The 21,214-nt window shown below is 70.7% G+C and carries 22 protein-coding genes and 1 tRNA gene; 19 read left to right on the forward strand and 4 right to left on the reverse strand.

What is annotated here, in order from left to right; translation table 11 throughout:
* The first annotated feature begins 2 nt into the window (after positions 1-2).
* From OG764_RS07310 to OG764_RS07380, 15 genes are all read left to right on the forward strand, one after another.
* On the forward strand, positions 3-392 hold the full coding sequence (locus tag OG764_RS07310) for a hypothetical protein (RefSeq protein WP_328967572.1): 390 nt from the start codon (positions 3-5) through the stop codon (positions 390-392).
* Complete coding sequence (locus OG764_RS07315; protein WP_328967573.1) at positions 389-1,174, forward strand: DUF317 domain-containing protein; 786 nt, start codon at positions 389-391, stop codon at positions 1,172-1,174. Before OG764_RS07310 ends, OG764_RS07315 begins: the two co-directional genes overlap by 4 nt.
* A gap of 153 nt (positions 1,175-1,327) precedes the next feature.
* Positions 1,328-1,693, forward strand: coding sequence for a hypothetical protein (locus OG764_RS07320; RefSeq protein WP_328967574.1), 366 nt, complete (start codon positions 1,328-1,330; stop codon positions 1,691-1,693).
* Entirely contained in the window at positions 1,684-2,511 is an 828-nt protein-coding gene (locus OG764_RS07325) for a DUF317 domain-containing protein (protein WP_328967575.1), read from the forward strand. Before OG764_RS07320 ends, OG764_RS07325 begins: the two co-directional genes overlap by 10 nt.
* A 19-nt stretch (positions 2,512-2,530) precedes the next feature.
* Positions 2,531-3,127, forward strand: coding sequence for a hypothetical protein (locus OG764_RS07330; protein WP_328967576.1), 597 nt, complete (start codon positions 2,531-2,533; stop codon positions 3,125-3,127).
* Positions 3,128-3,161: 34 nt separating this feature from the next.
* The gene (locus OG764_RS07335; RefSeq protein WP_328967577.1) at positions 3,162-4,403 is read left to right on the forward strand and encodes an ATP-grasp domain-containing protein; all 1,242 of its coding nucleotides are present in this window, start codon (positions 3,162-3,164) and stop codon (positions 4,401-4,403) included.
* Positions 4,400-5,176 carry a DUF317 domain-containing protein gene (locus OG764_RS07340; protein WP_328967578.1) on the forward strand — a complete coding sequence of 259 codons (777 nt, stop codon included), beginning with the start codon at positions 4,400-4,402 and terminating at the stop codon, positions 5,174-5,176. The genes OG764_RS07335 and OG764_RS07340 overlap by 4 nt, the downstream gene beginning before the upstream one ends.
* A gap of 39 nt (positions 5,177-5,215) precedes the next feature.
* A complete protein-coding gene (locus OG764_RS07345) occupies positions 5,216-7,006 on the forward strand; it encodes a type IV secretory system conjugative DNA transfer family protein (protein ID WP_328967579.1) in 1,791 nt (596 codons plus the stop codon).
* A 199-nt stretch (positions 7,007-7,205) separates the two neighbouring features.
* Positions 7,206-8,015, forward strand: a complete 810-nt coding sequence (locus OG764_RS07350; protein ID WP_328967580.1) for a hypothetical protein — start codon at positions 7,206-7,208, stop codon at positions 8,013-8,015.
* A 143-nt stretch (positions 8,016-8,158) separates the two neighbouring features.
* Positions 8,159-8,593 (forward strand): hypothetical protein, encoded by a 435-nt coding sequence (locus OG764_RS07355; protein ID WP_328967581.1) that lies wholly within the window; start codon positions 8,159-8,161, stop codon positions 8,591-8,593.
* A 147-nt stretch (positions 8,594-8,740) separates the two neighbouring features.
* On the forward strand, positions 8,741-9,577 hold the full coding sequence (locus OG764_RS07360) for a hypothetical protein (protein WP_328967582.1): 837 nt from the start codon (positions 8,741-8,743) through the stop codon (positions 9,575-9,577).
* 201 nt (positions 9,578-9,778) lie between these two features.
* Entirely contained in the window at positions 9,779-10,648 is an 870-nt protein-coding gene (locus OG764_RS07365) for a hypothetical protein (protein ID WP_328972909.1), read from the forward strand.
* Entirely contained in the window at positions 10,645-11,883 is a 1,239-nt protein-coding gene (locus OG764_RS07370) for a DNA cytosine methyltransferase (protein ID WP_328967583.1), read from the forward strand. Before OG764_RS07365 ends, OG764_RS07370 begins: the two co-directional genes overlap by 4 nt.
* Positions 11,883-12,998, forward strand: coding sequence for a DnaB-like helicase N-terminal domain-containing protein (locus OG764_RS07375; protein ID WP_328967584.1), 1,116 nt, complete (start codon positions 11,883-11,885; stop codon positions 12,996-12,998). Before OG764_RS07370 ends, OG764_RS07375 begins: the two co-directional genes overlap by 1 nt.
* A 28-nt stretch (positions 12,999-13,026) precedes the next feature.
* Positions 13,027-14,319, forward strand: coding sequence for a DUF317 domain-containing protein (locus OG764_RS07380; RefSeq protein WP_328967585.1), 1,293 nt, complete (start codon positions 13,027-13,029; stop codon positions 14,317-14,319).
* A gap of 209 nt (positions 14,320-14,528) precedes the next feature.
* Here the strand turns inward: OG764_RS07380 and OG764_RS07385 are convergent, their stop codons facing one another.
* Positions 14,529-15,407: a DUF5655 domain-containing protein gene (locus OG764_RS07385; RefSeq protein WP_443056191.1), complete on the reverse strand. Its 879-nt coding sequence runs from the start codon at positions 15,405-15,407 to the stop codon at positions 14,529-14,531.
* 696 nt (positions 15,408-16,103) lie between these two features.
* On the opposite strand from OG764_RS07385, the gene OG764_RS07390 reads away from it, so the two are divergent.
* Together OG764_RS07390 and OG764_RS07395 are read left to right on the forward strand one after the other, a co-directional pair.
* Complete coding sequence (locus tag OG764_RS07390; RefSeq protein WP_328967587.1) at positions 16,104-16,355, forward strand: helix-turn-helix transcriptional regulator; 252 nt, start codon at positions 16,104-16,106, stop codon at positions 16,353-16,355.
* A gap of 1 nt (position 16,356) precedes the next feature.
* Positions 16,357-17,592 (forward strand): tyrosine-type recombinase/integrase, encoded by a 1,236-nt coding sequence (locus OG764_RS07395; RefSeq protein WP_328967588.1) that lies wholly within the window; start codon positions 16,357-16,359, stop codon positions 17,590-17,592.
* A 99-nt stretch (positions 17,593-17,691) separates the two neighbouring features.
* On the opposite strand, the gene OG764_RS07400 is transcribed toward OG764_RS07395, so the two are convergent.
* A tRNA-Pro gene (locus OG764_RS07400) sits at positions 17,692-17,765 on the reverse strand.
* Positions 17,766-17,870: 105 nt separating this feature from the next.
* Here OG764_RS07400 and OG764_RS07405 point away from each other — a divergent pair.
* Positions 17,871-18,374: a DUF309 domain-containing protein gene (locus OG764_RS07405; protein ID WP_328967589.1), complete on the forward strand. Its 504-nt coding sequence runs from the start codon at positions 17,871-17,873 to the stop codon at positions 18,372-18,374.
* A 25-nt stretch (positions 18,375-18,399) separates the two neighbouring features.
* Here the strand turns inward: OG764_RS07405 and OG764_RS07410 are convergent, their stop codons facing one another.
* Positions 18,400-18,792 carry a VOC family protein gene (locus OG764_RS07410; RefSeq protein ID WP_328967590.1) on the reverse strand — a complete coding sequence of 131 codons (393 nt, stop codon included), beginning with the start codon at positions 18,790-18,792 and terminating at the stop codon, positions 18,400-18,402.
* 181 nt (positions 18,793-18,973) lie between these two features.
* Between OG764_RS07410 and cobF the strand changes: the two genes are divergently transcribed.
* Positions 18,974-19,726, forward strand: a complete 753-nt coding sequence (cobF, locus tag OG764_RS07415) for a precorrin-6A synthase (deacetylating) (protein WP_328967591.1) — start codon at positions 18,974-18,976, stop codon at positions 19,724-19,726.
* A 139-nt stretch (positions 19,727-19,865) separates the two neighbouring features.
* Here the strand turns inward: cobF and OG764_RS07420 are convergent, their stop codons facing one another.
* Positions 19,866-21,026: an aminotransferase class V-fold PLP-dependent enzyme gene (locus tag OG764_RS07420; protein WP_328967592.1), complete on the reverse strand. Its 1,161-nt coding sequence runs from the start codon at positions 21,024-21,026 to the stop codon at positions 19,866-19,868.
* Positions 21,027-21,214 lie beyond the last annotated feature (188 nt).

The raw sequence follows: 21,214 nt of genomic DNA on the forward strand, positions 1-21,214 counted from the left end.
CCATGACCCCACCCGTCACCGCCGATGCCCTCACCGCGCGCATCACCCTGCAGCTCGACCAGCTCTCCGAGCGGCTGTCCCAGGCCGGGCCGCAGCAGGCCGCCCAGATCCTCCGGCAGGTCCTGGATGCCGACAGCGGCGTCCTCGGCAGGCTGTCAGCCCTGGTCGGCACCGGTACCTACGTGACCAAGCACCATGCCCAGAGCGGCGTCTTCCCGGCGGAGATGTGGCTGGCTCTCGGGCGCACCGCCAACACGTTGTACGACCTCGCCCTCGACCTGGACGAACACCAGGAAGTCTTCGAGGAGATCGCCACGCGCCACCCCCTGACCACGTCGTCTCCGGCGGCCACGCAGGCCACCGCCCTGGTGGCGCGCGGGAGGCACCGGTGAGCCGACAGCAGCAGTGGACCGGCTGGGGTCAGGCCCAGCAAGCTGAGCAGCACTACCTGATCGAACCGCGCTACCTGGCCGGCGGCGGCGACCTGCGGCATGTCAGCGAGTTCCTCCGCGCCTCGGGCTGGAAGGACATCACCCGCAAGTCCGGCACGACACTCGCCTTCGACTCGCCCGACCAGATGGTGCGCGTCGCCTACCAGCCGCCTGGCGGCTGGCAGATCCACGGCGCCGCCCAGGGACATCAGCCAGCCTGGCAGGTCACCCTCACCCCGCAGACCCCGGTGGAGATCGTCGCGGGCCTGACCGACGCTCTCACCAAGCCGCGCTCGGCACACGCCCCGAACGTGTGGGCGCCGCTCACCGAGAAGTCGTGGAGCATGCAGCAGGACGACTACTTCGTAGCCCAGAGCCCCGACCGGCACGCCGTCGTGCAGTACGTCAAAGCCGGCGGTGACGGCAGCCAGGACCACTGGTGGGTCGGCGCCCGCAACGAGCACGGGCCCGTGTGGAACGTGCAGGCCACCGCGAGCACCCCGCTGAACCTGATGCAGTCCCTCACCACCGCCTTGGCCGACCCGGAGCCGGTGATGCGCCCGCGCGGACACGTCCCGCTCAGCAACCGGATCCGCGTGACCTCCGTGTCCGTGCGCCCCGACCAGCTCGGCGCCTGGCAGCAGGCCCGCCTCTCCGCCGCCCGCGCCGCCACCTGGGGCCGCAACTGGGTCTCATCCCGTGCCCGGACCAGCAAGGCACCCGGCTATGCAAGAACCCGATAACAGGCCCGGTCCATCGTCGCACCTCCTCGGCCGCGCCCTTGGGCGACATCTCACCCCGACCACCAGGCCCCCGGCACCCGGCGCCTCCACCGCCCAGTCACGGCCTGACACCCCCACGCTCCTGAACCGCCTTTCCCCTCCCCGGAGCTTTCGATGACCGACGAACCCACCACCCAGCTGACCGCGGAAGAGATCCGCGCGTCCGCCCAGACCCTGCACCGCCTCGCCGCCCACCTGCGGACCGGTCCCAGCCTGGCCGATGCCCTTCCCCTGATCGCCGCGCTCGTCGACGCCGATACAGGTACCGCAGCCCGCCTCGGCGAAGCCCTGCGCGGCATCGCCCGCTACCTCGCCCAGGAAACCACCGTTCCCCGCACCGAAACCGTCGAGACGACCCTGGGCGAGTACATCGAGGCCGCATCCGTCCTGCAGGACCTGCGGCTGCTCGACCTCACCCTGGAACCCCTGCGGACTGCCTCCGTCCGCAGGGCACCCGCCCAGGCGGTCCCGTGGCGGTAAGCCCCGCCCAGCGGGCCTCGTACGCCGAGGACCACGCCACGAAGATCCCCTTCGAGACCACGCCCCGCCCCCTCGCCGGGCCCGGCGACCCACGCCACGTCACCCACGCCCTGCTCGCCGCCGGCTGGACCCTCACCTCCGCCCCCGGCGACCTCCGGATCGCCCTGGCTGGCCCCGACGAGGCCCGGCACCAGATGGTGATCGATCCGTTCGCCTCCGGCTCGCCGTGGCGGATCCAGTCCGTCGACTGGACGTGGAATGCCTCCTTCGACCGGATGGTGCCGGCGGAGATCATCGCCGGATTCACCGACGGCCTTCTCCACGGACCGCGCCGGGGCGACAGCAGTCCGTGGGAGCACATGCAGAAGGCCGGCTGGGCCGTGGAGCGCCAGCCGGACGGCACCGGCCAGGCCCGCTCGCCGGCACCGGAGCTGCCGATCCGCGCCGAACTGCGTCCGATCTTCAACGACTCCTCCGACCACCTGGCTTGGCGCATCGTCCAGCCCGACCACATCGGTGCGCCGATCTGGAAGATGTGGATCAGCGGCCCGGTCCCGGAGCACCTCATGGCTGGCCTGGCCGAACAGCTCGTCTCGGCCGCCCCTGTCCTGCGCGGCATGTACGACCTCGATCACTACAGCGCCCGGCAGAACCCCAGCCCGCTCACTCCCCAGCAGGCAGTCGAAGCCCACTTCACCCGCATCGACGCCGCCCGGGCACAGGCCCGCTCCAAGCGCCGCACCCACCTCACCACCCGCCTACCGGCCCCGGCCGCCGCCCCGGCAAGTCCGGCGCACTCCCGTACATCCCGCCCCTGAAACCCGAGAAGGCCCGCCCTTGCCCCAATCCGCCCCCTCCGGCAGCACTGCCGCCCCCGGCCTTCAGGCGATGGTCAGCCGTCTTGCGGCCTTCCTGCGCGCGGCGGATGCGGCGGTCGACGCCTGGGACCTGTACTCCGACGAGCACACCGATCTCGATGGCTGGCCGTACGACCCGGAGAGCTACGACGACCGCAAGGCCGACCGGGACCACGTGGTGTGGAAGGCGTTCGAACCGGTCAGCGAGGAGGCCGGCGTCCTGCTCGACGCCGCCGAGGCCGACCTCGAACGGGTCCCCGCCTCTTCCGTCCAGAACCGTTGGGCCTGGCAACTGACTCAACTGCGCGATGCGCTCGACCAGATAGCGGCCATCAGGACGGAGTGCCGAACCCTCCTCGCTGCCCATCCTCATGCGAGCGCGGAGGCCCGCCAGGCTGCAGTTGACGCCCGTAACGCGGAGGCGTGGAACGCCCTGTACGGCTGGTTCGTCCACGGCCGTGCCGTCCTGGAGATCCACACCTCCGCCGTACGCAGCGCCGCGGGCCCTCGGATCGAGACCACCACCCCGCCGCCACCTGCTCCGCCGGCCACCGCCGGTCGCACGACCCGCCGCTGAACCAATCTCTCTTCCCTTCTGCCTTGGAGTCCGCTTGTCCCTGCGTCCGTTCGTCCTCGTCGTCGCCCCGGGTGACGACATCTATCGCGGCTACTGCCTGCGCCAGGTTGCCGATGCCTACGACGTCGCCGTCATCACGACCGGTCCGATCACCTGGGAAGGACCCCACGTGGTCGACCACGAGATCGTCAGCGACATCGAGGATGAGGCCGGCCTCTTCGCTGCTGGTGAGGCGCTTGCCGAGCGCCGCCCGATCGCGGGCGTGGTGACCTGGGCCGAAGGACACCTGACTGCGGTGGCCCGGCTGGCCGAGCACCTCGGTCTCGCCACTACCAGCGTGGAGTCGGTCCGCACCTGCCGGGACAAGGCCGCCAGCCGCGCCGCGTTCGCTGCCCACGGTGTTCCGTCGGCCCGGTCCACCGCGGCGAACTCCCTGGACGAGGCCCTCTCGGCAGCATCTGCCATCGGCTATCCGGTCGTCGTCAAGCCCGCCTCGGTCGGAGGCAGCATCGGCGTCATCAAGGCCGAGACGCAGGAGGACCTGGCCGACGCCTACGCCTTCGCCACCCGCGGGGTCCAGCTCCACGGCGGAGACAACACCGTCGTCCTGGTCGAGGAGTACCTGTCCGGCGAGGAAGTCAGCGTCGAGTGCGTGACGTACCAGGGCGTGACCACCGCGGTCGCGGTGACCCGCAAGGAACTCGGGGCCGAGCCGCTGTTCGAGGAAATCGGCCACACCCTCACCGCCGGCGACCCGCTGCTGGAGACCGTCGCGCCCATCGCCTCGGCGGCGGTGAAGGCCACCGGCACCATGAACGGCATCCAGCACGTGGAACTGCGGCTCACCCCCTCCGGACCGCGCGTAATCGAGGTCAACGCGAGGATCGGCGGGGACTGGATCGGCTGGGCGGTCTGGCGGGCAACGGGACTGTCCCTGCCGCGGATCGCCGCCGACCTGGCCGTCGGCTGGGCCCCCGACCTCACCCCCGCCCGGCACCAGGCCGTCACCATCAAGGTCCTCTACGCCCCCGCCTCCGGCACCCTCGCCGAGCGGGCCATCGTCGGCGGGTTCACCGAGGCCGCCGGGTGGGTGCACGGCCCGGCCTGGCTGATGGAGGAAGGCGACGAGGTCCTCCTGCCGCCCGCAGGCGACCTCGACTCCGCCCGCATCGGCCTGTTCGCCACCCACGCCGACACCCTCGAACTCGCCGTCGCGCGCCGTACGGTCACCGCCAACCACATAGCCGTCACCGTCACGGACAGCGGGCGGGAGTGAACGAGCCCGAGAAGCCGCCGGTACTCGCCCAGGTCACCCCCCGGTATCTGGCCGGCAGCGGTGACCCGCGCTGGGTGACAGCCCCGCTGCAGAAGGCATTCCGCTGGCAGCCCGCCCACATCCCCCTCAGCCCGGTCGTACGGCTCACCCGCCGCGACCGCCAAGCAGAACTGCTGCTGTCACCGGACCCGGACGAACACTGGTGGACCCTGCACCACACCGGGACCACCGCCGGCGAGAAGGCGTGGACCATGCGCTTCGGCGCCCGGACCCCGGCCGAGATCATCGCCGCCGCCACAGACACCCTCACCACCGGCCCGGCCGACAGCGCGGCCGATCCGATGCAGGTCCTGGAGCAGGCCCGTTGGAAGCGCTCCGTCCTGGAGCACCAGATCTCCTCGCCCGACGGATTCGTCACCGTCTCCCGGCACCCTCTCGGCGCGCTGCACATCGAGGTCACCGCCCACGACGGCCCCTGGACCTCCGAGCCCACTGCCCGTACGGCCTGGCGGGCGTACTTCTCCGACCACACCCCGCCCCACCTGGCCGCCGCGGTCCTCGCCGGCATGGTCTCCACCGAGCCCCTGCTGCGTGACGAGAAGGAGATGGCCCCCTTCCTGCGCTACAGCGTCCGCATCGCCCGCGAACGCGTTCCCGCCCATCAGGCCGAGTACGCCCTGTGGGACCGGGTCGACCGCCTCGCCGCCCACCGCACCGGCACACCGCTGCCGCCGCAGCCACCCGGCCGATCTCTGCCGCGCCGCACCCGCTGACCCCCTTCGTCCCCGACCCCTCCATGGAATCGCGCGCCCTTGTCCCAGCCCAGCTCCTCCTCCGACGGCTACGACATAGCCTTCAAGGTCCTCCTCGGGGCCTTCGCCGTCGCCGTCCCCCTCGCCCACCTCGCCTGGCTCGGCGGAAACCTCACCGCCCTGGCCACCGGCAACACCTGGGCCGCCTACCGGCCCGCCGACGCCCTCATACGCCCCGACCAGCTCTGGCCCAGCCTGGGAGAAACGTCCCTGCTGATCGGTGCGCGGATCCTGCCCATCCTGGCCCTGCTCGCCCTTGCCGGCACCAGCGGCCTGTGGTGGAGCCGCCACAAGGGCACGCTCGGCGGCAACAAGAAGCGCCGCATCGAGGGCACCGCGAAGGCCAAGGACATCGCACCAGTCCTGGCCACCGCAATCACCGACAAAGCCCGCAGCCTGCGCCCCAGCCTGAAGTACGCCCAACGCATCGCCCCGTCCGACACCGGGATCCTCCTCGGCAACCTCCAGGGCAGCAAGACCGAAGTCCGGATGGGGTGGGAGGACGTAGCGGTCGCGATCATGGCCCCCCGCTCCGGCAAGACCACCTCGCTGGCGATTCCCTCCATCCTGGCCGCGCCCGGCGCCGTACTCCTCACCAGCAACAAAGCAGCTGGGGACGCCTATACGACCTGCTTCGACGCCCGCAGCAAGGTAGGGCGGGTGTGGTCGATGGACCCCCAGCAGATCGCCCACGCACCGCGCACCATGTGGTGGAACCCGTTGGCGGACGCGAAGTCCCTGGAGGGCGCGGGGCGGTTGGCGGGACACTTCCTCGCCGCGTCCGTGGACGCGAGCCAGCAGGGGGACTTCTGGTCCAAGGCCGGCAGCAACGTCCTGAGCCAGCTGTTCCTGGCCGCAGCCCTCGATAACCGCCCGATCACGGACGTGATGACCTGGTTGGCCTTCCCTGCGGACCGGCGCCCCCTCGACATCTTGCGCGACCACGGATTCACCGCTGTCGCGGCCCAGTTGAAGGGGACGGTCGAGGGCCCGCCGGAAACCAGAGACGGTGTGTATGAGACCGCGAGACAGTACGCGTCAGCCCTGCTCAGCGCCGACATCGCCACCTGGGTGACCCCGCAGAAGGACGTCCCGGAGTTCCGCCCGGTCGATTTCGTGGCCTCCACCGACACACTGTTCCTGCTCTCCAAGGACGGTGGCGGCGGAGCCTCCGCGCTGATCGCGGCGTGCGCGGACTCGGTGATGCGGGCGGCGACTTCCCGCGCCGAACGCAGCGGCGGACGCCTCGACCCGCCCATGCTCGCGATCCTCGACGAGGCCGCAAACGTATGCAAAATCTCTGACTTGCCGGATCTGTACTCGCACCTGGGTTCCCGCGGGATCATCCCGATCACGATCCTGCAGAGCTACCGGCAGGGCCAGAAAGTGTGGTCGGACGCAGGCATGGACGCCATGTGGTCGGCGGCAACGATCAAGGTCATCGGCGCCGGCATCGATGATCCCGATTTCGCGGACAAGCTCAGCCGGCTGATCGGCGACCACGACGTCGAGACGAAGTCCACCTCTATCTCCGACTCGGGCAAGTCCACCTCGATCAGCATGCGGCAGGAGCGGATCCTGCCCGCGGACCGGATCCGCGCGCTGCCCAAGGGCACCGCCCTCCTCTTCGCCACCGGGCTCCGCCCGGCCGCGCTCGACCTGCGCCCCTGGTACCTCGAACCGGGCGCGGGCGACCTGGCCGCCGCATCCAAGGCAGCCTCGGAGGCGATCACCGCGCGGGCCGTCGCCAAAGCCGCCCCTACGCAGGCCGACTTCAAGAAGGCCGCGTGATCCCGCACCTCACACCCGTGCGGTTCCGCTACACGAATGCCTTCATCCAGGCCTGACGCTGCCGCCACCGGCCTGGATGGCCTTTGCCGTCAGCGCCGCCGCCGAGACCGGGCTACGGCGACCGGCCGCCACGGTGGGCCGCCCCATCGCCCGCACCTGCGCCATCAGGCATCCGCCTTCCCCTATCCCAGGAGACCCCTTGCCCCAGTCCTTCGCCCTCGGCCCGAGTAACGAGGAACTGCTGCTCCTCACCAACCTGCTGCTCGATGCCGCGTACGGGTTCGACGGCCTCAAGAAGCAGCGCAGCGCGGGCCCTGGACAGCTGGAGGACATGGTGCGGATCAGCGGCACCCTGCACCGGACGTCGCTGCTCTGCGGCCAGCTGCTCTCCAAGGCGGCGCTGAGCGACGCGCCGACCACCCTCGACGGCCGGGAGGCCGTCGCCCTCCTGCGCCAGCTGACCGAGGCCACCACGACCGCCGCCGCACGGGCGGCGGACACCATCTCGGCTCTCGCTCACGACGACACCGCCTCCGCCGGCGGCCTCCTGGAACAGACCCGCGCCCCGCTGTCCCGAGCGCCCTCGGCCGTCGAGCCAATCCGCGCCGCCCTGCTGCGGCACGACGGCCTCCTCTACGCCCAGATACGTGCCGCGCGGGAGGGCCTGAGCCCGGGAGGCAAGACCGTCACGATCAGCGACGCCCAACGCAAAGGGCTCGCTTCCCTGGCGCGGGGCGACGGCGTATTCCGCGAGCGCTACGGCATCCGGGAGGTCGTATCCCCACTGTCCGCACACGTCCTGCCGGCCACAGTCGACGCCCTCGCCACCAAACAACTCATCACCGTCACACCGCTCCCGGAACACCAGGACCGATTCGGTCTGCGGCTCACCACCACCGGCGTCCAGGCCCTGCTCTCAGCCAGTACCCGTCGGGTCCGCTCCGTCACCGCCACGACCCCTGCTCCGGCAAGAACGAACTCGGCAGGCCCGGCGGTTGCCCGCCGCTGAGCGGCCGGACCACACCACCGCCCCGTACCCACCCAGGAGATCTCACGCCCCCCACCAACCACTTCGGCGCACCCACCCCCGCCGACATCGCACGCGCCCTCGCCACCCGCATCTCCACCAACCCGCCGCCTCCGCCACACGTCGTGACCGTCAGCTTCGGCCTGCTGCGCAGCGCCGAGTCCCGCTACGACTTCCGTTCCTCCGGCGGACCCGTGCTCGGCCTCGCCAACACACTGCACGCCCAGCTGTACGGCCTTCCACTCGAACGCCCTCCGCTGCCAGGGGACGAGCTGCTCCAGGCCACCGGTCACGACGACGACCAGGAGGCAGTGCTCGGCCTGCTCTCTGCCCAGTTGGAGGCCGCCGCCGCGCTCATCGAACGGGCCCGACTCCAGGCCCGCTGGAACCGACTGCCAGAGACGGTGCACGCCCGTCTCGTCACCAGCCAGGCACTCGCCCAGCACCTGGCCAGCGAACTCCAACAGCTAGCACCTGCCTTCACGCAGCCCGGCACGCCCGCCGCGCCAGCACCCAGCCTCCCTGCGCCTGCCGCATCAGCTGCACGATCCCGGCTCTGAAGCCGACCTCGGCGGCAGCACTGAACGTGGCACTTCCCGCGCATTGCTGAGGCCCGCCTCCCCACCCCTCCCGGATTTCCCGGCTTCCCGCCCCGCCGCGTCCCGAGCGCTTCGGCACCCGGCCCCACCCGAAGGCCCTCCCTGCCTATGACCGAGCCCACCGACGGCCAGTTGTTCGACATGCCCGAGCCCCGCACACCCGTCGAACTCCTCCTCTCCCTGTCTGGCAACTACACCCGGCACAACGACGCCCTCGCCCTCTTCCGGCCCACCCACGCCTCCGGTCCAGAGCTGGGTGCGCACGCCAACTCCGCGGCGCAGCTGGCCCACGAGTCCCTCGCGGCAGTCAAGGCCGTCCAGGACCAGCAGCTGTACGCGAGCGCCGCCCTGATCGACGCCACGGTACGGATCAAGCAGATCTCCTACCTCAGCAGCGAAGCGGCCCGCCACCTGGCCGAGGCGCAGGCCGTGGTCACCGCCGCATCCCTAACGAACCCCGAACACGCCGGCCCGCCCGACGGCGTCGACCGCCAGGTGCGGCTGGCGCAGGAGCTGACCGCACTCGCTCCGGAGGCAGCTGTCGAGTCCGCCACTGGGATCGCCCGGGAAACGCAACGGCGCCGGCCTGCCGCGGCAGGGGCATCCGACGGCCTGGCCGCCGCCGAACTCTCTGCTCTCCACGCAGCCGCCCGCGGCCACGTCGTGATGGCCCAGAGCCTGGGGCGGCAGTACGTCCACAGCCGCGACGGCCGCGTCCGGATCGGCACCCTGCGCTCCCTGGAAGGCAAGGGCCTGATCACGCGTGAGCCCGCCACCGCGCCACCGGCTTACGACAACGGCCCGGCCCAGGACCGCATCCGCCTCACCGCCGGCGGAGCGACCGCCGTCGCTGCCCTCCTCGCGGCTCCCCCCACGACCCCGGCGTCCGCCACCCCTGCCGTACCCCCAGTGCCCGCCACGTCGACACCGGCACGAGGCCGCTGACGGAGCCGCTTCCCCTCTTCCCGACCCGCCCATGAACGACGCCGCCCACGCCGCGGGCGGCACCACCCGCAAGGACTTGCCATCCCCACCACCGCCAAAACCTCCACCACACCGCACCAGTCGGCCACCAACACCGCGGCCACCGCCCTCCGCCCGGCCCTCCGCGCCCTTTCGCTTGGTGCCGGGGTCCAAAGCTCGGTCCTGTTGTGCCTGTCCGCCGACGGCACCCTCCCCAAGATCGATGTCGCGATCTTCGCGGACACCGGCTGGGAGCCGAAGAAGGTGTACGAGCACCTCGACCGCCTTGAACGCGAGATCGCCGCCCCGGCCGGAATTCCGATCCTTCGTGTGTCTTCGGGAAACATTCGCAACGACGCCCTTGACCCGAGCCACAGATTCGCTTCCATGCCGCTCTACATCCTAAACAAGGACGGAAAGCAAGGAATGACCCGGCGCCAATGCACCGGGGAATATAAGATAAAACCTATCAAAAAGAAGGTCCGAGAAATCCTCGGGTACCCCTATCCCGCCAGGGTGCCAAAGGGGGTGTTTGTCGAGCAGTGGGTCGGCATCAGTACGGATGAGTTCCATCGGGCCAAGGACTCCGGCGTCCAGTACATGCACAACATACACCCACTCCTGGATATAGATTGGTCAAGGGCTGACTGCCTCCGCTACTTGGAGCGGCTCGGACTGGCCGATACGCCCAAGTCGAGCTGCCTCGGTTGCCCATTTCACGGAAATGCGCAATGGCGCAGCATCAGGGACAGCTCTCCCAGCGAATGGGCTGACGTAGTCGAGTTCGATGCGGCCATCCGTCAGGGCAATGCCCGCGCGAACGCGAGCGGCAACCCGCTCCTCGGCCAGGCTTTTCTGCACCGGTCCCGGGTACCCCTTTCCGAGGCGCCGATCGACCATGTCACTGCAGCCGAATGGGCTGCCCTCCAGCAGGAGAACGACGCTCCTGATGCAGAGGCTCTCGAAGCCGGTGTCGTGGACGGCTGCTCGCCGTGGGCCTGCCGGGGCGAGCAGCCCGAACCGGTCAGGGACGACTTCGGGCTGGCCGTATGAGAGACCTCATCGTGGACCTCTTCGCCGGTCCGGGCGGTTGGGGGCACGCCCTGCACGTGCTGGGTGTGCGCGACGTCGGCCTGGAGTGGGACGAATGGGCCTGCAAGACTCGCGCCGCAGCCGGGCAGACCACGATCCGTACCGACGTCACGCTCTACCCGGTCCGGCCCTTCGTGGGGCGGACCCGCGGGCTGATAGCGAGCCCGCCCTGCCAGGCATGGAGCATGGCAGGCAAACGTCTCGGGCTTGTCGACCAGCCCCTTGTCCACCAGGCCGTTGCCGACCTCGCGGTCGGCCGCGACACCCGGCCCCAGCTGCTTGCCGCCTGCCAGGACCCGCGGTCGCTACTGGCCGCCGAGCCGATGCGATACCTCCATGCCCTCCACACCGTGGGCGAGCCGGAATGGGTGCTGATGGAGGAGGTGCCCAACGTCGCACCGCTGTGGAAGCAGTACGCCGCCGTGCTGCGCACCTGGGGGTTCTCCACCTGGAGCGGCATCCTGAACGCGGCCGACTACGGCGTACCGCAGACCAGGAGGAGGGCGATCCTGATCGCCTCCCGCACCCGTCGGGCCGCCCCGCCCGGACCCACGCACGCCAAGCTCGGCGAGCAGGAATCCCTCTTCGGGCCCGGCCGCCAGCGATGGGTGTCCATGGCCGAAGCCCTGGGCTGGGGACGCACGGACGGGCCCGTGCCCACTGTGTGCGCCGGCGGCGGACCCGGGGGCGGGCCCGAACCCTTCCCGTCCGGCTCCCGTAAGACTCTGTCCGACGCCCGCGACCGCGGCGCCTGGCAAAGCCCCCTGCCCCGCAGGGAACCCTCCCGGAGCTCCAAGACCGGCTCGCCGTGCAGGTGCCGGGAAGGGGTCCGGCCATCGCCGCGCTGCACGGCTGGACCGGACTGGGTTCTGCGCAGCAACAGCCAGGCGAACGCGGCTATCCGCCCCGTGACCGAGCCGGCCGCCACCTTGTTCTTCGGTAATCGCGCCAACGAATGCATCTGGACCACCCGCTCCACAACGACCCTGGGCTCCGCGGCGGCGCCAGCAATCCGGATCACCGCCGAGGAAGCCGGGATCCTGCAATCCTTCCCGGCGGCCTATCCCTGGCAGGGCAACAAGGGCCAGCGCTTCTCCCAGATCGGCAACGCCGTCCCCCCGCTGCTCGCAGGGCACTTGATCGCTCCGCACGTGGAACGCATGCTCAACCGCGACGACTTCGTTCTGGCGACCTGATGGCCGACCACGCCCGCGCCGCAGCCGAGGAGGAGCCCCTCGGCGATCCGCCGCCATTGCCGGTGGTCCACTACGCCGAGCAGGCCCTGCTCGGCGCCCTGCTCCTGGTACCCGACCGCCTGAAGACCATCGGCCCGCTCGAGCCCGAGCACTTCGCCAGCGCCGCCCACAGCAGCCTGTTCGCGGCGATGCGCACGGTGTCCCCGCCCACGCCCGAGGTCCACCGCACCAGCCCGGTATGGCCCAACCAGCTCCTCGCCGCCGCCCAGACCCGCGCCCTGACAGCCGCCTACCTGCACATCCTCATCAGCAACTGCCCCACGGACGCCCATGCCCCGGCCTACGCCCAGATGGTCCGCTCCGGACATGCCCGCCGCCTCCTGCGCCGACACGCCGGGCTCCTCTCCCAGGCCGCCCGCGCCCCGGGGCCCGACCCGGCCGGAACGGTGCTGGCCTGCGCCGACCAGCTCGCCGTCTACCTCGACGAGCTGGCCACGGCCTTCCCCTCTCACCCCGGGTCGATGCCCCGAACCCCGGAGGCACCCGACCCGGCAGCCGAGGCGCCTGCGGAGTCGGAAGACGAGGAACGGATGCTGCTGGCCGCAGCGACCGCCCGCCCCGACGACCTGCCGCGGATGCGCTGGCTACACGAAAGCGACTTCACCGTCCCCGCGCACGCCGCCCTCTTCGCCTGCCTGACCGGACTCGCCCGCCGAGGTGCACCCGTGGACCCCATCACCCTGCTGTGGGAAGCCCAGCAACGCGGCCTGCTTCACACGGGGTTCGGCCCTGACGAGGTCCTCGACCTGGTCTCCCATCCCGCCGGGGCACCCGAGCACTGGGGCCAGAAGATCCTCCAGCGCGCCCTCCTCAGTCAGGCCGTCACGGTCGCCGCCCGGATCGCAACCCTGACGTCGGACGAGGCAACCTCCGTCCACCAGCTGGCCACCGGCAGCCGCCGGGCGCTCTCCGCACTGTCCTCCGTTCGGACCCGCTGGCACCACGCCACAAACGACCCTGGGGAGAAGCCCCCATCCCGCCCGTCAGCCGCCCCACGAACTCCGGTCGTACGAGCCGGCCCCGCCGCACGAACCCCAGCCCGGCCAGGCCGATGACCATTCCCGCCCCGACCGAAAGCTCCTCATGCCTCACGCCCCCGCCGACGCGCACATCCGCTTCACCCTCCACCCAGACCACCACCCGGCCGTCATCTCCACGACCTCCGGCTCCACGAGCGACGCCGCCCGCTCTCACCTGCACGACCTCGGCTTCCGCAGCATCGGACCGGACGCCATGGTCCTCGCCCGCATCGACCACGAGGAGCCGTACTACGCGAACACCGCAGCCAAGCAACTGAGTCGAAACGGCTTCACCGTCGAGATCGAGACGGCCCTCCAGGACGAGATCGACACGGAATGGACCTGGGGCAACTATCCCTTCCCGTGGTGCACCCGCGATGAAGTACGCGAGGTGAGCGCCGATGCCCAGCGCATCCACGACGACATCGCCGAAGGCCGCCTGATCATCCACCTGCACGCCAACGACGGGAACACCACCGTCGCCGTGGGCACGTACGCCAGCGGCGTCCACCGCCACGTCCACCTTCACGGAGAGAACCACGTCCGCCAAGTCGCCACGGCCTACGAGGACGAAACTGAGGCCGTGGCAGAGTTCCACAGGCTCTACACCGTCGCCGTCCGCCCGGGCCCCGCCCCGCTCACGGACCTCGAACAAAGCGTCCGCCGAGCCCTCCGCGGCGAGAGCACACCGCTGCCCAGGGTCCAGTTCACGGAAGCGCAGGCGGCCCCGCCGACGGTCGCCGGTCCCGGCGAACACGAGGAGTTCCTCAACGCCCTGTTCGAATCGAGCCAGCATTGGGCCAAGCACCGTACCTGGAGTGACGAGACGACCATCGCCTCGCACGAAAACCTCACCATCCGGGCCGAGTTAGACCACGAGGCCCGCCATCGCACCGACATCGCCTGGACGATCGCCGAGTACGACGGGCCCGTCGGCGAGAGGCTCTGGCGGGCGACCATCACTGCCGGCACCCCCGTCCGCCTCATCCACGCGATCACCGACCACCTCGACGCCCCGCTCCCGGTAGACGCAGCGGATCCCCACACTCCTCTGGAGGAGGCCGGCTGGTCCGTGGCAAGCCACCCGGCCCGCACGACGTGGCAAGCCCCAAACCGCAGCGTCACCTTCGAGCACCTGCCACACGCGGCCGACGACCGGTGGACCGCCTTCGGCGGCGACGCGAACCGACCCGCCTGGTCCATCCGCCTCTCTGCAGGCGCGCTCCACGACCTCCTCATCCAGCTCACCGCCGCAGCCGCCGAGTTGGCTTCTCCTCCACCTTTCGCAGCACGGCGGTCACCTCCCCTTCCCCGTCTTCCCCCGCCCCTTCCTCAGCCGCGGGCCCGGGTCCGCTGAGCCCGGCAACCACGGCACAGTGCAGGTGGCGCCCTACCGAGTCAGGACCGTCACGAGGACTGCCACGGTGAGAGTGGTTCGTAATGTGACGTCCGTTTTCCGACGAGGCTGGTCCGGGCTGTTGGTTCGTCTCCGGAGTTGATGGCTGCTGCTTCCTGGTGCAGCTGCCGACGGCGGCCTCGGTGAGGATGCTGCGAGATCGTTTATGGCTACGCGGCGGCGTAGCTCATCCGGAACAGCTCCTGAGCCCGTTCCACGTCGCGCACGGAGCGCAGTTGCACCTCCAGGTTGCCGGTGCCTTGATGGCCGAGCCCTGTCACATCCCGAGTGAACCCGGGGATCAGGTCGACCTTGGCCGGGCTGGCCTTGAGATAGACGAGCAGCCTGGCCTTCCGCGGCACCAAGCAGGCGAAGTTCTGGAGCCGCTGGTACGCAATATAGGTCTGATTCTCGACCTTGGTGATGCCCTCGCCTAGCCCAAGCAGGACCTCGTCAGCAGCCGCGGCCAGTTCAGCCGTCACCTTGTCCGGTCCGCTGGCACGCTGTTCGGAGGCCGGTCCTCGCCGGCGCCACGCCTTCGGTGACGCCTGGCCTCCGCCGCCCGACGCGATGGTCTCCAGGCCGAAATGATCGTCTCCGAAGATCCGATAGCGCACCAGATCGATCAAATGCCGTTGCTCGCGGACCGCATGGATGTCGTAGCGGGTGAAGTCGCCGGCCACACAGATCAGTCGCGGAGCGCTCCACAGCACCGCGGCAGCTGCCTCGCGTCCGAGCCGGTCGCGGACGAGGCGCCGGAACGCGTCCCGATGGTCCACCAGCCACGACATGTAGAAAAGGCCCTGGTTGATCACGCCTGGATCGGTCGCCCTCTTGTACTCCACGATCGCCGGCGCACCGTTCTCGTCCAAGCCCAGGGAGTCGATCCTGCCACCGTGCACCGGGCCGGTGCTGTACTCGCTCGCCAGGAAGCGCACCCCGAGCATGGCCTCCATGTGGGCCTCGACGAGACCCTGCACCTCCGCCTCTTCGTCGGCCAGTCTCGGCGCAACCTCCGTTACGCCGCCCTTCGTGCTGAACAGCTTCAGCCCCCGCCACCCCCTCCGTAGAACTGACTCAACACAGGAGAGGTCGCGACTATTTCCGGCTCAGGCAGGGAGCTCGTCGAATTTACGTTCCGACAACGGGGCGATCTTCGCAGCAAGGACGGCCAGAAACCCCGAGGGACCGCGGCAGTGCGGCCCCACCGAAGCAGCGAGCTACCAGGGACCAAGTCACGGCGCCCCCAGGAACCAGCAGCCAATTTCGAGTCTGCCAACTCCCAGCGCCTACCGACCCACAGCCTAGTCAGCGGGCGAAATATAGCCGCCCATTCCCGGTTTCCGAAACCGGGGATCGTCCGGATGATCGAATCTCCACCGCCAATGCCCGCTTGTCGAAAGGCACGCATCTAGTCCATCGCGCCACTCCCCCTGGCGAGCCATCGCGCCACAGCTCGATCCGCGCACTGCCCCTACGCCAACTAGAGGGAAAGTTGACTTAGTTATACATAGCGACCACCGTGACCCGCATTCCAAGCGCGGAGGGTGACTCAGAGCGCCCAGCCGCTCGCCGACCTCGTCGGAGAGGTTGTTCTCCGTGTGCGAATCCGGTGGTCTTTCGCTGGACTTTTCCCACGTTCCCCCTATGGTCGTCGTCCACCCCTACTCCGGACAGGGAGCGTGACCGACCTGCCTCTTGCACCGACTCGCCCAATCGGCACTGTGTGCCATCGCAAGGACCCCATGCCACTCCAGGAATCCACGAATAGTGGACGAAACGTTTCACCCACGCTCGTCACGGGCCAATGGCTCACGACCGACGAGCTCGCGGGCATCCTGAACATCGACCCCTCCACGCTCCGACGATGGCGCACAGCTCGCCCTCCACAAGGGCCGCCGTTTGTTCCGGTGTCCGATCGCGTCACCCTCTATAGCGCGATCGACATCGAGCACTGGCTGCGCAGACGCCGTGTCGATCCCGAACAGGCGGCCTGACATGGCGATAGCGACACCTCCTTCCGCCGTCGAGGCCGTGCCGGTTGGCGTCCGCCTCACCGCTGATGTCGAATACCGACCCAACCGGCCTTCGCCCTACCGAGCTCGGGTGCGCTGGTGGGACCCCGCGACAAAGTCCCGCAAGTCCATCTCCGAGGCCAAGGAGACCGAGGACGAAGCCCAGGAGTGGATCTCGGCCCTGGTCGATGCCGCCCAGGCCGGCATCAACCCGTCGCTTGCCACCATGCCGTTGGCCGACTACGGCACCGCGAACATGGACCTCGCGCTTCGAGGGCTGGAACTCAAGACGCTCGACCCCTATATGGCCGGTTGGCGTCTGCGCGTAGTGCCCTCCCTCGGGCACCTACCGGTCCGGATGATCACCAACGGTGCAGTGGACCGCACCGTCTACCGATGGATCGCTGACGAATACAGCCGCTCCACCGTGAAGAACACCATCGCCGTCCTCGTTCGCGTCATGGAGCAGGCCGTTCGAGACGGGCTCATCAAGGTCAACCCCGCCCGGGTCAGCGGCTGGCAGCGCCAGTACCAGCAAGTCGAGGACGAGCTGAACGACCCGCGTGCGCTCGCCCTGCCCGACTGGGAGACCCTACAGGCCCTCGCCAAGGCCCTGGTCGCTCGCTCATACGGCCAGTACCAGGGCTGGGGCGACGTGGTCACTTTCGCCGCATCCACGGCAGCCCGTATCGGTGAGGTCTCCGGAGTCCGCGTCAAGGACATCGACACCGACAACTGGATCTGGACCGTACGACGGCAGACCACCCCCGCCCGAGGCGGGCTCGTCGACAAGGCCACCAAGGGAAAGCGCGCCCGCAAGGTGCCCCTCATCGAAGAGGTACGGCCGATGGTGGCCCAACGCCTGCTCGCCGCTGGCAACAGCCCCGACGCCCGGATCTTCTTCGGCCCCCGCGGCGGACGCATCTCCACCGCCGTCCTGCGCGACGCCACTCACTGGGACAACGTCGTCACCGAGCTCGGCTTCGAGCACCTTCGACGACACGACCTGCGCCACACCGGGCTGACCTGGTTCGCCGACGCAGGCGTCCCCCTGCATGTCCTGCGCAAGATCGCTGGACACGGCTCGCTGACCACCACTCAGCGCTACCTGCACCCCGACGCCGGCCAGATCACCGCAGCTGGTGCCGCGCTGTCTGCGCACCTCATGGTGCTCCGTGCACCTCGTTCGCTGCCAGTCACGGCCGTTATCGCCGTCTGACCCGCACTGACCGCGTTGGTCCCCAACTGGTCCCCAAAAACGATCAAGAGGCCGTTTTGGATTGCTCCAAAACGGCCTCTGACCTGCGACTCTTTCGAGTCGGGACGACAGGATTTGAACCTGCGACCCCTTGACCCCCAGTCAAGTGCGCTACCAAGCTGCGCCACGTCCCGATGCCTGCTGACCTGGGATTTCCCCCGCGTCGGCGTGCAGAAGGAACATTACCCCACGCAGAGGGGTGCCCTGACATCTGTGACCGGCCGGGCGAGGATGGGGATGTGAACGGGACGGACGGGCGGGATCGGGACGAGACGGGGCGGGCGCGCAGTGCGCGGCCGCGGGACGGGCTGGGGCGGCCGCTGCCGTACGGGCAGACCGGCGTCGGGCGGCAGCCCGAGGGGGTGGTGCGGGAGCCGGCGGAGACGGTTCGCGAGGCGCAGCGGCTACTGGACGCGGGTATGCCCTTCCACGCGCACGAGGTCTTCGAGGACGCGTGGAAGTCGCGGCCGGAGGCGGAGGCCGGGTTGTGGCGGGGGCTGGCGCAGCTGGCCGTCGGGCTGACCCATGCGGCGCGCGGCAATGCGGTCGGCGGGGCCCGGCTGTTGCTGCGCGGAGCGCAGGTGCTGGCCGGCCTGGAGCCCGTACCGCCCGCGCCCGGGGCCGACGTGCCCGGGATCGACGTGCCGGGGTTGGTGGAGTGGGCGCGGGAGCTGGCCGGGCGGGTTTCGGCCGCCTCGGAACCGGTGGACGCGGCGGCCGAGGCGCCGCGGCTGGTGCTGTGACCGGCAAGGTTTGCCGGTCACAGCACTAGCCGGCGGGCTGGAGCAGGTCCCAGCGGTTGCCGTACAGGTCTTCGAAGACGGCCACCGATCCGTACGCCTCGTGGCGCGGCTCCTCCAGGAAGTGCACGCCGGCGCGGGTCATCCGGGCGTGGTCGGTGGCGAAGTCGGCGGTGTACAGGAAGAACCCGACGCGCCCGCCGGTCTGGTCGCCGACCCGGGCGCGCTGCGCGTCGTTCTTGGCGCGGGCGAGCAGGAGGGCCGACTCCGTGGCGCCGGGCGGGCGCACGACGACCCAGCGGGAGCCGTCCGGGCGCGCGGTGTCCTCGACGAGGTCGAAGCCGAGGGCCCGGGTGTAGAAGTCGATGGCCTCGTCGTAGTCGGTGACGACGAGGGCGGTCAGTGCGATGTGCGTGGGCATGGGGTCATTGTCACCGCAGGGACGGGGCATTCGTCCGATCCCGGTGCCGAGCCCGCCTCCGATCCCGGTGCGGGGCCGCCGGAGGGGCGTGCACGGTCACGGCACGGAGACCGTCCCGGACGGCGCGGTCTGCGGGGACCTGGCGGCCGGGGGCGGGAGGGCATGGGGCAGACTCGGCCGGGTGAGAAAGTTCTATGTCATCGGCATCGGCGCGGGCGACCCCGACCACCTGACCCTTCAGGCGGTCCGGGCGATCGGGGCCACGGACGCGTTCCTGATCCTGGAGAAGGGTGAGGAGAAGGCGGACCTCACCGGCCTGCGGCGCGCGATGCTGGCGGCGCACGCCCGGCCCGGTCACCGGCTGGTCGAGGGCCGCGACCCGGACCGCGACCGCACGCCGGCCGACTACGCGCCGACGGTCGACGGCTGGCGCAGCGCCCGGGCGGAGATCTTCGAGCGGTTCATCGCCGAGGACCTCGCCGAGGACGGCACGGGCGCGTTCCTGGTGTGGGGCGACCCGTCGCTGTACGACTCGACGCTCGCCATCCTGGAAGAGGTCACCGAGCGCGGCCGGGTGCCGTTCGTGTACGAGGTGGTCCCGGGCATCAGCAGCGTGTCGGCGCTGCTGGCGAAGCACCGCACGAACCTCAACCGGGTCGGGCGTCCCGTCCAGATCACCACCGGCCGCCGGCTGGCCGAGGGCTGGCCGCAGGACGCCGACGACGTGGTGGTGATGCTGGACGCCCGGCACGCCTTCACCCGCCACCTCGACCAGGACCTCACCATCTACTGGGGCGCCTACGTGGGCACTCCGGACGAGATCCTGGTCTCGGGCAAGCTCGCGGAGGTCGCGGGGCGCATCGAGGAACTGCGCACCGAGGCCCGTGCCCGCAAGGGCTGGATCATGGACACGTACCTGCTGCGCCGCAACTGAGCCGGTCCGGCCCGGCCGGACCGGACCCCACCGGGCCGGACCGGCCGGGACCTGACCTGGCCGGACCTGGCCGGACCTGGCCGGACCGCCGCGGGCCGGCGGATGCCGTGGACGGCCCGCCGCCCCGCCGCCCGGCGGCTCAGCGGCCGTCGAGCAGCCGGGCGACTCCGGTGGCCAGGGCCTCGTACTCCTCGGGCCGGTTGTAGATCTGGCCGCAGACGCGCAGGCCGCCGCCGCCCGGCCGGCCGAAGGTGTTGACGCGGGCGCGCAGCCGGTCGAAGACCTCGACGCGCAGGGCGCGGGCCGCGTCCTGCGTTTCGGCGACGCCCGGCGGCAGCCGCAGCGTGCGCATGGCGACGCCTTCGCTGTACGGGAGCGGCGTGAGCCCGGCCGTCTCGGCGAGCAGCGAACTGCCGTACGCGGCCAGCGCGGTGTTGTGGGCGCGCACCTTGTCGGCGCCGAGCCGGTTCAGGACGTCGAGGCCTTCGGGGGCGGCCAGCCAGCCGGTGTAGTCGGCGGTGGCCCGGTTCTCGATGCTGCGCGGGAACCCGTGGTGGTCCTCCCACGAGGGGACGAGGGCGCGGACGGAGCCGCGGTGGCGTTCGGCGACGGCGAGGATCGCGCTGCCCGCGGGCCCGTAGCCCCATTTGTGCAGGTTCCCGAACCAGAAGTCCGCGCCGCCGGCCAGCGGGTCCGCCAGCATGCCGAGGGCGTGCGCGCCGTCGACGATGGTGGTGACGCCGCGCTCGGCGAGGGCGGCGAGCAGCCGGGGGCCCGCGACGATGCGGGCGGTGGGCGAGGTGATGTGGTCGAGCACGGCCACCTTGGTGCGGGGCGTCAGCGCGGCCAGGACCGCCTCGCAGACCGCGTCCTCGTCGGGGAGGGCGGGGTCGAGCGTGACGGTCCGCAGCGGGGCGAGCAGGGCCGCGGACGCGCTGACGGTGGGGTAGCCGTGGTCGGTGACGAGGATCTCGTCCCCCTCGGCGAGCCGGAGCGCGGCGAAGGCGATGTTGGCGGCCTCGGTGGCGTTGGAGACGAAGGCGATGCCGTCGGGCTCGGCCCCGAGGTGCGTGGCGATCCGGCGGCGGGCGGCCTCGATGCGGTCGGGTGCGGCGAGGAAGAACGCGTCCGGATCGGCCTCCAGCTCGGCCCGCAGTCCCACCTGCACGTCCCGCACCGGTATCGGCACGGCGCCGAACGAGCCGTGGTTGAGGTGCGCGACACCGGGGTCGAGCCGGAACAGTCCGGGGCCCTCGGGAAAGACGGACGGGGGGACGGGTGCGGGAATCGTCTGGCTCACGGCAGGCGCCTCCAGGGTGTGCGGCGGGGTACGGGTGCCCCGGTCCCGGCAGCCGGGTCGGCCGCGCGGGGCCCGGGTCCGGGCACCGATGGGTGTCCCTGTGATCATGCCGCTCCGGCGCCGTCACCGGAACCCGTCCCCGGCACGAGCCACCGGCGCGGGAGCGGGTCCCCGGCGCGGGAGCAAGT

This window comes from Streptomyces sp. NBC_00239 (assembly GCF_036194065.1).
Taxonomy (GTDB): Bacteria; Actinomycetota; Actinomycetes; order Streptomycetales; family Streptomycetaceae; genus Streptomyces.